12 protein-coding genes are annotated in these 11,840 nt (G+C 59.0%); 8 read left to right on the top strand and 4 right to left on the bottom strand.

Annotated features, from left to right (window positions below; translation table 11 throughout):
- Positions 1-20: 20 nt before the first annotated feature.
- A complete protein-coding gene (locus tag THIDRDRAFT_RS17455) occupies positions 21-1,001 on the top strand; it encodes an efflux RND transporter periplasmic adaptor subunit (RefSeq protein WP_342610895.1) in 981 nt (326 codons plus the stop codon).
- Positions 998-4,105 (top strand): efflux RND transporter permease subunit, encoded by a 3,108-nt coding sequence (locus tag THIDRDRAFT_RS17450; RefSeq protein WP_007042220.1) that lies wholly within the window; start codon positions 998-1,000, stop codon positions 4,103-4,105. Before THIDRDRAFT_RS17455 ends, THIDRDRAFT_RS17450 begins: the two co-directional genes overlap by 4 nt.
- Positions 4,106-4,183: 78 nt before the next feature.
- On the opposite strand, the gene THIDRDRAFT_RS17445 is transcribed toward THIDRDRAFT_RS17450, so the two are convergent.
- Positions 4,184-4,561 (bottom strand): c-type cytochrome domain-containing protein, encoded by a 378-nt coding sequence (locus tag THIDRDRAFT_RS17445; RefSeq protein WP_007042219.1) that lies wholly within the window; start codon positions 4,559-4,561, stop codon positions 4,184-4,186.
- Between the two features lie 269 nt (positions 4,562-4,830).
- Positions 4,831-5,826: a CDF family Co(II)/Ni(II) efflux transporter DmeF gene (gene dmeF, locus THIDRDRAFT_RS17440; RefSeq protein WP_007042218.1), complete on the bottom strand. Its 996-nt coding sequence runs from the start codon at positions 5,824-5,826 to the stop codon at positions 4,831-4,833.
- A 397-nt stretch (positions 5,827-6,223) separates the two neighbouring features.
- On the opposite strand from dmeF, the gene THIDRDRAFT_RS17435 reads away from it, so the two are divergent.
- The 6 genes from THIDRDRAFT_RS17435 to THIDRDRAFT_RS17415 all read left to right on the top strand — a co-directional run bounded on the left by THIDRDRAFT_RS17435 (position 6,224) and on the right by THIDRDRAFT_RS17415 (position 9,794).
- Positions 6,224-6,658, top strand: coding sequence for a hypothetical protein (locus tag THIDRDRAFT_RS17435; RefSeq protein WP_007042217.1), 435 nt, complete (start codon positions 6,224-6,226; stop codon positions 6,656-6,658).
- Between the two features lie 299 nt (positions 6,659-6,957).
- Positions 6,958-7,101, top strand: a complete 144-nt coding sequence (gene pufB, locus THIDRDRAFT_RS17430; RefSeq protein WP_007042216.1) for a light-harvesting antenna LH1, beta subunit — start codon at positions 6,958-6,960, stop codon at positions 7,099-7,101.
- Positions 7,102-7,119: 18 nt separating this feature from the next.
- Positions 7,120-7,317 (top strand): light-harvesting antenna LH1, alpha subunit, encoded by a 198-nt coding sequence (gene pufA / locus THIDRDRAFT_RS17425; protein ID WP_007042215.1) that lies wholly within the window; start codon positions 7,120-7,122, stop codon positions 7,315-7,317.
- A 93-nt stretch (positions 7,318-7,410) separates the two neighbouring features.
- A complete protein-coding gene (gene pufB, locus THIDRDRAFT_RS17420) occupies positions 7,411-7,551 on the top strand; it encodes a light-harvesting antenna LH1, beta subunit (RefSeq protein ID WP_007042214.1) in 141 nt (46 codons plus the stop codon).
- Positions 7,552-7,589: 38 nt separating this feature from the next.
- On the top strand, positions 7,590-7,748 hold the full coding sequence (gene pufA / locus THIDRDRAFT_RS24805; protein ID WP_007042213.1) for a light-harvesting antenna LH1, alpha subunit: 159 nt from the start codon (positions 7,590-7,592) through the stop codon (positions 7,746-7,748).
- Between the two features lie 612 nt (positions 7,749-8,360).
- Positions 8,361-9,794, top strand: coding sequence for a BCD family MFS transporter (locus tag THIDRDRAFT_RS17415; RefSeq protein WP_007042212.1), 1,434 nt, complete (start codon positions 8,361-8,363; stop codon positions 9,792-9,794).
- A 163-nt stretch (positions 9,795-9,957) separates the two neighbouring features.
- Here THIDRDRAFT_RS17415 and THIDRDRAFT_RS17410 read toward each other — a convergent pair whose 3' ends face one another.
- Together THIDRDRAFT_RS17410 and THIDRDRAFT_RS17405 are read right to left on the bottom strand one after the other, a co-directional pair.
- Positions 9,958-10,605 carry a thiol:disulfide interchange protein DsbA/DsbL gene (locus THIDRDRAFT_RS17410; protein WP_007042211.1) on the bottom strand — a complete coding sequence of 216 codons (648 nt, stop codon included), beginning with the start codon at positions 10,603-10,605 and terminating at the stop codon, positions 9,958-9,960.
- A 46-nt stretch (positions 10,606-10,651) separates the two neighbouring features.
- Complete coding sequence (locus THIDRDRAFT_RS17405; protein WP_007042210.1) at positions 10,652-11,170, bottom strand: disulfide bond formation protein B; 519 nt, start codon at positions 11,168-11,170, stop codon at positions 10,652-10,654.
- Positions 11,171-11,840: the final 670 nt, after the last annotated feature.

The raw sequence follows: 11,840 nt of genomic DNA, 5'->3' as shown, positions 1-11,840 counted from the left end.
CCGCAGATGGGGTTGTGGTCATGGTCGCCGAGGTTCAGCGCCAGACGCTCGCCGAGCCTGTCGAGGCGCTCGGAACCCTTCAGGCCAACGAATCGGTGGCTATTACCTCCAATGTGACCGAGACCATTTCGGCACTGCATTTCGACGATGGACAGCGGGTTCGCGCCGGGGATCTCCTGGTCGAGATGACCAATGCCGAGGAGCATGCCTTGCTGGAAGAGGCGCGGGTCCGTGCCGCCGAGGCGGAGCGTCAGTTTCGTCGTGTCAAATCGCTGGTCGCTCAGGGCTCGGCGTCGGAGTCGCTATTGGACGAGCGTCGACGCGATTTGGATGCGGCGCGTGCCATGTTGGTGGCGCTCGAATCCCGGTTGGCGGATCGTGTGGTCAAGGCACCCTTCAATGGGGTTCTCGGTTTGCGCAACGTCAGTCAGGGCGCCTTGGTCGAGCCGGGCGATCTCATCACGACGCTGGATGACGATAGCCGCATGAAACTCGACTTCTCGATTGCCAGCGTCTTCCTCGGGGCGCTTTCGCCTGGGATGACGATTTCGGCCAAGACGGCGGCCTTTCCCGAGCGGGTCTTCAAAGGGCAGGTGACGGGCATCGACAGTCGTATCGATCCGGTGACCCGCTCGGTCAAGGTGCGAGCGCTGATTCCCAATGCGGACGGGCGCCTCAAACCTGGATTGCTGATGCAGGTCGAGTTGCGGATCAATCAGCGCGAGACGCTCGTCATCCCCGAGGCCGCCGTTCAGCACCGCGGCGAGGAGCATTTCGTCATGCGGGTTTCGCGAGGGGAGGCGGGGCCGGTGGCGGAGCGCCGCGCGATCGCGACCGGGACGCGACAGGCTGGTGTGGTGGAGGTCCTGTCCGGTCTCGATCTCGGTGATCGGGTCGTGACGGACGGCAACGAGAAGGTCCGTCCCGGTCAGTTGCTGCGCATCCTGTCGAAGGCTGGGCAGGCGCGTCCCGAGGCATTGACGATGGAAGCGAGCCCGTGATCCTGTCCGATATCTCCATTACCCGGCCGGTTCTGGCCACCGTTCTCTCGCTGCTCTTGGTGGCCTTCGGGCTGGTTTCCTTCGATCGGCTGCCGTTGCGCCAATTCCCGGACACGGATCCACCCGTGGTCTCGATCGATACACTCTATCCGGGAGCGGCGGCGGCCGTCGTCGAGAGCCGTATCACACAGCTGATCGAGGACCGCATCTCCGGTCTGGAAGGCATTCGGACGCTCGAATCGAGCAGTGAAGACGGGCGCTCTCGCATCACGGTCGAGTTCGACATCGATCGCGACATCGATGGTGCCGCGAACGATATCCGCGACCGGGTCTCCAGCGTGTTGGATCAGTTGCCGGACGAGGCCGAGCCGCCTGAGATCGAGAAGGTCGACAGCAACGAAGACGTCATCATGTGGCTGAATCTGGTCAGCGATCGGATGTCGGTGCCGGAGTTGACCGATTATGCGCGGCGTTATCTGGTCGATCGCTTCTCGGTGCTGGACGGCGTGGCGCGCGTGCGTGTCGGCGGCAATCAGGTCTATGCCATGCGTGTTTGGCTCGATCGCAGCGCGCTCGCGGCACGCAACCTGACCGTGGCGGACGTGGAGGATGCCCTGCGCGCTGAGAATCTCGAATCGCCGGCGGGGGAGGTCGAGTCGATCGATCGCCAGTTCAGCGTGCGGCTGACCCGTGCCTTCGAGACTCCGGAGGATTTTGCGCGTCTGGTGCTGGCGCGCGGCAGCGGTGGGCATCTCACCCGTCTGGGTGATGTGGCGCGCGTCGAGCGTGGCACCGAAGAGGATCGTACCCTGTTTCGCGGCAATGGCGTGCCCATGGTTGGGCTCGGCATCATCAAGCAGTCCACCGCCAATACCATTTCCGTCGCCGATGCGGCCAAGGCCGAGATGGCGCGTATCAATCCGACTCTGCCGGAAGGTATGGCGCTCAAGCAGAGCTACGACACCTCTGTCTTCATCCGTGGCGCCATCAAGGAGGTCTACAAGACGCTGGGGATCGCCATCGGTTTGGTGGTGCTGGTGATCTTTCTCTTCCTCGGTAGTCTGCGCGCGACCCTGGTTCCTGCAGTGGCCGTACCCGTGTCGGTCGTGGCGACCTTTACGGTGCTGCTGGCGCTCGGCTTTTCGGTCAACATTCTGACCCTGCTCGCCCTGGTGCTCGCCATCGGTCTGGTGGTCGACGATGCCATCGTGGTGCTCGAAAACATCCATCGACGCATGGAGGACTATGGTGAAACGCCCTTGGTGGCCGCCTATCGGGGGACGCGTCAGGTCGGTTTCGCGGTCATCGCCACGACCATCGTGCTCTGCGCGGTGTTCGTGCCCATCTCCTTCATGGAGGGTGATATCGGTCGGATTTTCTCCGAGTTCGCCCTGACCATGGTTGCCGCCGTGCTCTTCTCGTCCTTCGTTGCGCTGTCCTTATCGCCCATGCTGGCGTCGAAGTTCCTGACGGCCACCGACTCAGGGCATCCGCGACGCGCCGCCTTGTCACGGGGCGTCGACCGTCTCTTTCAATCCCTTCGGCGTGTCTACGGCCTGGTGCTGCGTTGGCTGCTGCGTCGGCCCTGGATCGTCCTGGTTGGTCTGTTGGGAACCTTGGGGATCGCGGGCTGGCTGTTCGAACGCATTCCTCAGGCCTATACCCCGCGCGAAGATCGAGGGGCCTTTTTCATCTTGGTCAATGGTCCCGAGGGCGCCTCCTTTTCCTACATGCAGTCGTACATGGACGAGATCGAACGCCGTCTCATGCCCTACACCGAATCGGGCGAGGTGCTGCGTCTGTTGGTGCGCGCCCCGCGCTCATTCTCCAACACGGCGAGTTTCAATTCGGGCATGGTCGTCATCGTGCTCAACGACTATGCGCAGCGCCGCTCGGCCTGGACCATCATGGGCGAGGTGCGGGCCAAGCTTGGAGACCTGCCCGGCGTCAAGGCCTTTCCGATCATGCGCCAGGGCTTCGGCGGGCATACGCGTAAGCCGGTGCAGTTCGTCATTGGTGGCGGGACCTACGAGGAATTGGCCGCCTGGCGCGATACCCTGCTGGCCGAGATCGAGAAGGACAATCCGGGGTTGACCGGAATCGATTGGGACTACAAGGAGACCAAGCCGCAGCTGCGGATCGCGATCGACTACGACCGCGCGGCGGATCTCGGGGTCACCGTCAGTACCATCGGACGCACGCTCGAAACCATGTTGGGGTCGCGCAAGGTCACGACCTACCAGGATGAGGGTGAGGAATACGATGTGATCCTGGAGGGCGAGCGCGGTGAGCAGCGCACGCCCGGCAGCTTGGACAATCTCTATGTGCGCTCTGCCAGGAGCGATCAGCTGATTCCCTTGGCAAATCTGGTGCGTATCTCGGAAACGGCCGATTCCAGCACTCTGAAACGCTTCAACCGTGTGCGAGCCATTACCATCGAGGCCAACCTGAGCGACGACTTGGCCTTGGGCGATGCGCTGGCCTATCTGGATTCCAAGGCGAAGGCGTCTCTACCGGACCGCGTGCAGATCGATTACAAGGGCGACAGTCGTGATCTGCGCTCCAGCAGCGAGAGTGTGCTGTTCGTCTTTCTGCTCGGCGTGGTGGTGGTCTATCTGATCCTGGCGGCGCAGTTCGAGAGCTGGGTCCATCCGTTCATCATCATGCTCACGGTTCCACTGTCGATGGCGGGCGCCTTGATGGGGCTTTGGCTGTCCGATCAGACGCTGAACATCTACAGCCAGATCGGGCTCATCATGCTGGTGGGGCTGTCGGCCAAGAACGGCATTCTGATCGTCGAGTTCGCAAACCAGTTGCGCGATCAGGGGCGCGAGTTTCGGGATGCGTTGTTGGAGGCGTCGGATGTGCGTTTGCGCCCCATCCTCATGACAGGGATTACCACGGCAGCTGGTGCGATTCCGCTGCTGATGTCGAGCGGCGCGGGCGCCGAGACCCGCGATGTGATCGGCACCGTCATCCTGACCGGGGTGCTTGCGGCGACCTTCTTCACGCTCTTCGTGGTTCCGGTCGCCTATGATCTGCTCGCCCGCCGCACGGACTCTCCAGGCGCGGTTAAGCAGCGTCTGGAGCGGGAAAGCGGCTGAAGGCTAGATGATTCGGCGCGATCAGCGGCGCGATGTGCGGATTGCGCCGCTGGTTCGAATCAAGAAACTCGCGTCGGATCAGTCTTTCTTGGCGCCTTGCTCGATCCATTGCTCGATCGTTGCGATCTGAGTCTCGCTGATTGGATCCTTGCCATGCGGCATCCTGATGGATTGGTCGACCTCTCCCGCGACCAGCCGGTAGAGACTGCTAGACAGCGGGTCGCCAGCGACGACCACCGGGCCGAACTTGGTTCCCTTCATGACGGATTCATAAGACTCCACCAGGAAGCCGCTGGCCTCGAATCCTTGACCTCCCTTCAAATGACATTCGGCGCAGTGCGTGTTGAGGATGGGTTGAACATCCTTCTTGAACGTCACATTCGGCTGCTGCCCGCAGGCACTCAGGCACATCGCGAGCGGCAAGACGATAACGCTAGCGTTCATTGTCGTTTTCATCGTGTTACTCCTGCTCCGGCGAAAGATAAGGTCGCAGCTGCGCTCCCGCAGAGGGATCGCAGCGTCGTGATACCGCGTTCCGTGCGGTGATGACATTATTCGCTAACGGTGGAGCAAAACCATGATCGAGGCATCAGTTTAGGCGGAAAACCGCCTTTTTGTTGTGTTTGGGCAGGAGCGGAGCGGGTTTGTGGTTCTGGGCAATGGTTGGTGGATGTCGATCGATCGGTCGGCGATCTGTTCGATGCAGGCTGGTTCGCGGGCGTCCGCTATCTCGACGCGTCCGCGTTGGAAAGGTCATTGGACCGGTCTGAGGTGCAACAGGGGTTGATTTCGATCGTGACATGGGCCAATCCACAATGGGGCGGCAGCAGCTTTTTTATCTCGGAAGGCGATTTAGGGTCGTGAGATACGACCGAAATAGCTGCGGCGTACATGTCAGGTCCTATCGACCACAGGTGTAGGTCGGAGACGCAGTCTTGCGAATCCTGCTCGATCGCCGTGCGAATCTTCGAGCGAATCGTCTCTGGGCCTTGTCGATCGACCAGGACTGCGCTTGTCGTTTCCAGCAGGCGCCACGACCAGCGTCCGACCAGCATGGCTCCGACGATGCCCATGAGTGGATCCATCAGAATCCAGCCGAAATACTTGCCGGTCAGGAGCGCGAAGATCGCTAGGAGAGAGGTGAGGGCGTCCGCCAGCACGTGCAGATAGGCTGAGTGGAGGTTGTGATCCTGTTCGTGCGCGCGCGCGTGGTCGTGGTCGTGGTCGTGGTTGTGGTTGTGGTTGTGGTCGTGGTCGTGGTCGTGGTCGGCGCCAAGAATCAGTACCGAGGCGCCATTGACGATGAGTCCGATGACGGCGACGGCGATGGCCTGGTCGAACGCGATCGAGATTGGGTCGAGCATGCGTGCGAGGCTTTCCCAGGCCATGATGAGGGCAAAGATCACGAGCAGGATGGCTCCGCTAAAGCCCGCCAGGGCATTGACTTTGCCTGTTCCGAAGCTGAAGCCGGTGTCTTTGGCGTGTTCGCGCGCATAGATGTATGCGAAGGCGGCGATGCCCAGTGCGGCCGCATGCGAGGCCATATGGAGGCCATCCGCCAGTAGCGCCATGGATCCGAAGAGAAGGCCGGTCCCGATTTCGATCACCATCATCGCTGCAGTGATGGCGATAACGATGAGGGTGCGTTGCTCTCCGGGGCGTTTCTGTTCCTGGCCGAATACATGATCATGTTGCCAAAGGTGAAGATGTTCGGTGTGCATCTGCTGCCTCGCGCGTTCGATGTCGTGGGAATGTGTCGTCTCGTGCGCCGGTATCAAGCGTAAGACGTGGCACACTAATCTTAAGGCGAATCGATCTTATTATCACCGTTTGGCCGCCGAGCAAGAGATGACTTCAATCTGCGCTCGCGCGCATCCGCTACAGTCTCGTCGCGGGCTGGACCTCACCCTATCCCGGTGACAATGTGTCGACCTGCAAATACAATCCCCTGAATGTTGTGGGCAAACTCCATCCTAGGCGGAGGCGGACGCGATTGGTCGGTCGACCTCTAGTCGCGTCGCCTGCGTCGTCGCCCTCGTCCGTATCAACGATTCCTGCGTTCGTCTGGATGATGCGGCGAGAGATTATCCTTGGCTCCGAATCAATGAGGAATTGCTCGTGAAGTATGCGGCGAAGAAAACCTGGCCTGAAAAGTCCCAGTCCTGGGAACATCAGGGCGACAGTGAATCCATTGAGGCATTCGCAAACGAGTTTGCTGTTCTCGAACAGCTTGGCGCTGACGCCGAGTTCGTCGTGATGGAAAAAGAGGCGGCGTCCAGTCCCAGACTGCAGTTTTTTCGGGTGGTGAGCGTGTCTCCGCTGGAGCTTGCAGCCGCCGAGCCTAGGGCAACGGCCAGCGCCGAGCCGGTTACGGCCGTGCGCGCGGAAGACTCAGAGGTCGAGGAGGGCTCGGAGGCCGAGTCTGTGGGCATGCCCAACTTGCGTCCGGTGATTTCGACCTTTTTCTACATGGGCAAAGTGGCCTTCATCGCAACGGTTGGCATTGCTTTGATGGCGGTCCTGATATCGTTTCTTCGGAAGCTTCTGGGTTAGATCCAGGTCGTTGTTCGGGCTTGGAATAATGCCGATTGCGGTTGTTGGCATCATGCGTCTCCATGCGGCTAATGTCTTGATGCAAAAGACTTCAGGAAACCTGTGCCGGTTCGTTTGATGGCATGTAAAACATACTTGACATCCTGTCATGTCAAGCTAAGATGACACCCAGGATCTCTGATGGATCCTAAGGTTTTTGAAGCCCCATTCAAGTGGGCGTGGCATGCATCTGGTGGCTTCCTTAGAGTGGTTTCCAGATTTGAGTAACGGCATCATTTTCTTAATATCGGAGGCCAACCATGGCTGATATGAAGAGTCTGTCGGGTCTGACCGAGCAGCAGGCAAAAGAATTCCACGAGCAGTTCAAAGTGACCTACACCGCATTCGTCGGTCTGGCTGCTCTGGCTCATTTGTTCGTCATTGCGGCGAATCCTTGGTGGTAATTTAGAGAGGGCATGACAATGCAATTCATGGGTTACAAGCCGCTCGAAAACGATTACAAAATCTGGCTCGTCGTCAATCCTGCGACCTGGCTGATTCCTACCCTGATCGCTGTTGGTGCTCTGGCGATCCTGGTTCACGTCGTTGCGTTCTCGCTCGACGGTCAGGGCTGGCATGCGCCGGCGCCGGAAGCTGTTGAGGCTGCTCCGGCCGAGTAAGATTGTTCTTTCGCGGTCGTTTAAGCCGCGGTTGAATCCTTGCCAACTGTTGTAGCAGTGGCGTAGTCAAACATCCCTTTGGGAGGCAATACAATGGCCGATCAATCTCTGTCGGGTCTCACCGATCAGCAAGCGAAAGAATTCCACGAGCAGTTCAAGGTCACCTATACCGCATTCGTCGGTCTGGCAGCTCTGGCTCACTTGTTCGTGATCGCCGCCAATCCTTGGTGGTAATCCGCTTCTTATTCACTCTAGATTAAGAGAACATTGCAATGAGCGACGTCGCAAAGCCGAATAATCCCGAAGACGATTGGAAGATCTGGTTGGTTGTTAACCCAGCTACCTGGTTGATGCCGATCTTCTTTGCTCTGCTGGTCCTCGCGATCGCAGTGCATTGGGTTGTTTTCGCTGTCGGTCTCGGCTGGCAGTAAGATCCCTCTGGGATCGATGTGGTCGCGTCAGCGATCACGACCGTGCCGGGCACATGGCCATGGTGCGATGGTAGATGGGGTGTTCGTCGATTGATCGAAGCCCCATCTACCTGGATGATCAACTCAGACTAGCTGTTGCGCTAAACTTGGCTTCTGAGTTGTAAGTTATCCGCCTCCTTCCTCGTTTGACCTGTTCTGCTTGAAATCCGCCGCATCTTAATTCGTGAGCATGCATCGTTGTCTTCCGATGTCTGGCGATTGCTGGCGCTCGGGAAACAGGGTGGCCTGATGTGGAAGTCTATTTCCTCGCATTTCAGTGGCTGAAATGCAGATACATTCGTACCTACGGGCACCGGGACCGCTTGTTTGGTCGCTCCTTGGTGTGGGTCTGTCTGTCGCGACCTATTCTTTCCGTGCTCTTCCTGAGCGGGATTCTTCGGCCTTCCAAATGGTCCCAATGGGGCGTACCATCGCCGCCTTCCGCTCCGGTGGCACCTTAGGTGTGCCCGAGTCGTGGGCGGGTAATCTGTAAGTGAGATTGGATAGGGTGCCGTCGGTATCTCTCGTCGCAACTCTTTTCATCTCGAATCACAAGTGGGAGATGATCTCGGCATGAGTCAACCTGTTGATCCCCGAGTTGCCGCTGCGTGGCGCGAACTTCTGACGCGCTTGATGCCGTTTGCTGATGTGGCGTCGGCGGATTTGCCGCTACGGCGCCTGCTGCGTTTGTCGTTGTTTCAGGTTTCGGTTGCGATTGCAATGGTTCTGTTGACCGGGACCCTGAATCGCGTAATGGTGGTCGAGCTTGGTGTGCCGACCTGGTTGGTCGCGACCATGGTTGCCTTGCCATTGGTCTTCGCGCCGTTCCGCGCCCTCATCGGACATCGCTCCGACTATCATCATTCTGCGTTCGGTTTACGACGTATTCCTTATATATGGTTCGGCAGCATGCTGCAGTTCGGTGGATTCGCAATCATGCCGTTTGCGCTTCTATTGCTGGCGGACGCTGATAATGCGTTGAATTTGCTAGGTAAAATTGGTGCTGCTCTGGCCTTTTTGATGGTTGGCGCTGGTCTGCATACCACGCAGACGGCTGGTTTGGCCTTGGCGACCGATTTGGCTCCGCCGGATAAGCGCCCGCGGGTGGTGGCGCTGCTCTATGTAACCCTATTGTTGGGCATGTTGTTGAGCGCCTTGCTGTTTGGTCGATTGTTGACCCATTTTTCCCAGCAATTGCTGATCCAGCTCATCCAGGGCGCGGCTGTCGCGACCATTGTTCTGAATGTCGTAGCCTTGTGGAAGCAGGAGGCCATTAATCCCGCTCGGGCCGCCGCGCCAGAGGAGAGGCCGCCTTTCATGGACTCTTGGCGCGCTTTCACGCGTGGTGGGCGCGCAAGTCGCCTGCTGGTCGTCGTCGGCTTGGGGACCGCCGCCTTTACGATGCAGGACATCTTGCTCGAGCCCTACGGAGGGCAGGTGTTGGGGATGACGGTGTCGCAGACGACCGCGTTGACCGCACTGTTGTCGGCGGGTACCTTGGCGGCCTTTGCGATTGCTGGCTATGTGCTGGGTCGTGGCGGTAATGCCTATCGGATTACCGGCTTCGGTGCGCTTGTCGGGCTCGTGGCCTTTGCCGCAGTGATTTATGCGGCGACCATCGGGTCGACGGATATCTTCCGTGTCGGAACGGCTCTCATCGGGTTTGGGGCGGGGTTCGTCTCGGTCGGAACCCTGACGGCGGCCATGGATCTCGCCGACGGAGGGCATAGCGGTCTCGCGCTCGGGGCCTGGGGCGCGGTTCAGGCAACGGCCAATGGTGTCGCGGTTGCTTTTGGGGGCAGTATGCGGGACATCGTTTCGGATGTCGCCGAGAGCGGGGCATTCGGCCCGGACTGGACTGGCCCTGTGATCGGCTATACATCGGTCTACATGCTCGAGATCGTTCTGCTCCTGGTGACCCTCGTTATACTCGTCCCGCTGCTATTGCGCCGTGAGCCAACGGCCAAACGTTCCGCGTCCAAGATCGGTCTTGATCAGCTGCCCTGATTTCCCTGGGTGCCTTCCTCACGCCTTGTCGACGCCAGCAATTAACCCAGATTCTCTAGGTTGCTGGCGTCGGCGGTCGACCGCTGTCTAATCTCCTCGTCGTGGCGCGAAAAATGTCCCCCTCGATCGCTGAATACGCTTGATCGAGGGGAGGGCTGTCGTGTCAACTCGTCGCTTGCGCTTGCGCCCGTGTGATCAGGCCGTCCGCGATCGTGAGGATGTCCTTCAAGCTCTTTGCGTTGCGCCCAAGCACGACGAATTTTCCGCCAACGGTTAGGGTCGGAACGGCGTCGATCCGAAAACGGTTGGCGAGGTAGTCCGCGCGCCCGACTTGGGTTTGCACGTCAAAGGAATTGAATACATTCATGAAAGCGTCCGTATCGATTCCCTCTCCTTTGAGCCACTTCAACATTTCATCCTCCTTGTAGAGCTTCAGGCGCTGCTTTTGCATAGCATCGAAGACGGCTTGGTGAAGCTGTTCGAGGCGCCCGAGGTCCTTTAGCGTGTAGAAAAGTCGGGACAGATTGCTCCAGGCGGCGCGGCCGAACGAGACTGGGACCTGTCGGAAGGCGATATCTTCTGGGAGCTCTTCCGCCCAAGGTGTGATCAATGGGTTGAGGTGGCTGCAATGTGGGCAGCCGTAAGAGAAGAATTCCAGAACCTCGATCTTTCCTGGTGTGTCACTTGGATATGCAGGATTGATCGCGCGCCAGTCCTGGCCCTCCACAAGTTCTGCGGCTGCGGCAGGCAGTGCGTAGTAGCCCAGGCTGGCTATCAGAAGCTGATTGAACTGACGGCGGTTCAAGGTCACTGTGGGTCTCCTATCGAAAATGGATTCATCTGATGTCGAGGTCCGTTTAGGCTGGGCCTTGGTTGCGCAAGGTCGGTGACTGCCACAAGATCCATGCCCCGGTTGCGAGGCTGATCACGAAAAAGATCAGCGCCCAGTTGGCCAGGGAGAGGCCCGCCATGGTCATGCCTGCGTCTTCGCAAAATCCCGTGGCTAGAAACAGGGTTGGCCAATGTGCTCCGAGCCATTCGACGACCTGCTCGATCACACCTGGATTGCCTCCGGAGCAGGTCACCACGCCACTCGGCTGCATCTGCATCCAGCTTTGGTACGATGCGGCGACGACTCCGGCGAGCGCTGTCGTTAAAAAGCTGGCTTGTGTGGCGAGGCCCAGGATTCTGGTTCCGTATGCCAAAGCTGCGGCCAAGGCTTCTGCAGCCATGATAAAGAGCAGTAGGCGCTGAAATACGCAGAGATAGCATGGGTCGAGGTTGAGCTGCTCGGTTAGCATGATGGTAAGGATTGCCACCGCGCCAGAGGCGACCGCGAGGGCCGACCAGGTTAGGCGGGGCGTTGTCCTGATCATTGAGGTACTCCCATTCTGATTGGTGAAATTCAACCTGACGCTCTAGAGGCCGCATCGCGGTGGCTCAGGGTCCGTGCAAATCATACCGGAAGGCCGTGATGTTCCGGGAAAGGGCGGGGTGACTGCGGTTTCCCGTTGTTTCGCAACCGACAACGGTTAGGTTTGAAAGATCCCGAAGAGCTCGCGAATCGCCGATCGACAGCTGGCTGGCTCCTTGTGAGAAATATTTACAGTGGGTCTTGACAGCCGCGCTAAAGTCGCTAGAATGCGCCGCTCTGCTGAGGGAGCGGCGGGAAGTTGGAAGGGACTCGAGCGGTACAGGAGGTACTGCGGGCGTGGATAGCGCCGAGGTTCGGGAGCGGAACAAACGCTCTGAACTGAAGCTTGACGCGTTAGGCGCTGGATGTGCTATAATTTACGGCTCGCTGATTAGGAATTTGGCGAGGCTCTGCGACAGCGGAGCGGCCCTCTGAAAAAGAGGGGTTGACAGACCCGAAGGGAAGCGTAGAATGGTCGGTCTTGGCAGCGATTAACCGCTGCGATCGAAACGCTCTTTAACAATCTGTTCAGATAATTTGTGTGGGTGCTCCGGTGTCGCTTTGGGTTCCAAAGAGATATCGAAGGAGCATCTTCAGTGAAGATGAACCGTCGAGCAAGGATTATCTCTATC

This window comes from Thiorhodococcus drewsii AZ1, assembly GCF_000224065.1.
Taxonomy (GTDB): domain Bacteria; phylum Pseudomonadota; class Gammaproteobacteria; order Chromatiales; family Chromatiaceae; genus Imhoffiella; species Imhoffiella drewsii.
Note: the sequence above shows the minus strand (reverse complement) of the source record. Positions and strands in the feature narration are given on the sequence as shown.

Bases quoted from the DNA above. Each gene is read 5' to 3' on its own strand.
- THIDRDRAFT_RS17455 (WP_342610895.1), top strand. From the start codon at position 21: ATGGTCGCCGAGGTTCAGCGCCAGACGCTCGCCGAGCCTGTCGAGGCG.
- THIDRDRAFT_RS17445 (WP_007042219.1), bottom strand. From the start codon at position 4,561: ATGAAAACGACAATGAACGCTAGCGTTATCGTCTTGCCGCTCGCGATG.
- dmeF (WP_007042218.1), bottom strand. From the start codon at position 5,826: ATGCACACCGAACATCTTCACCTTTGGCAACATGATCATGTATTCGGC.
- pufB (WP_007042216.1), top strand. From the start codon at position 6,958: ATGGCTGATATGAAGAGTCTGTCGGGTCTGACCGAGCAGCAGGCAAAA.
- pufA (WP_007042215.1), top strand. From the start codon at position 7,120: ATGCAATTCATGGGTTACAAGCCGCTCGAAAACGATTACAAAATCTGG.
- pufB (WP_007042214.1), top strand. From the start codon at position 7,411: ATGGCCGATCAATCTCTGTCGGGTCTCACCGATCAGCAAGCGAAAGAA.
- pufA (WP_007042213.1), top strand. From the start codon at position 7,590: ATGAGCGACGTCGCAAAGCCGAATAATCCCGAAGACGATTGGAAGATC.
- THIDRDRAFT_RS17415 (WP_007042212.1), top strand. From the start codon at position 8,361: ATGAGTCAACCTGTTGATCCCCGAGTTGCCGCTGCGTGGCGCGAACTT.
- THIDRDRAFT_RS17405 (WP_007042210.1), bottom strand. From the start codon at position 11,170: ATGATCAGGACAACGCCCCGCCTAACCTGGTCGGCCCTCGCGGTCGCC.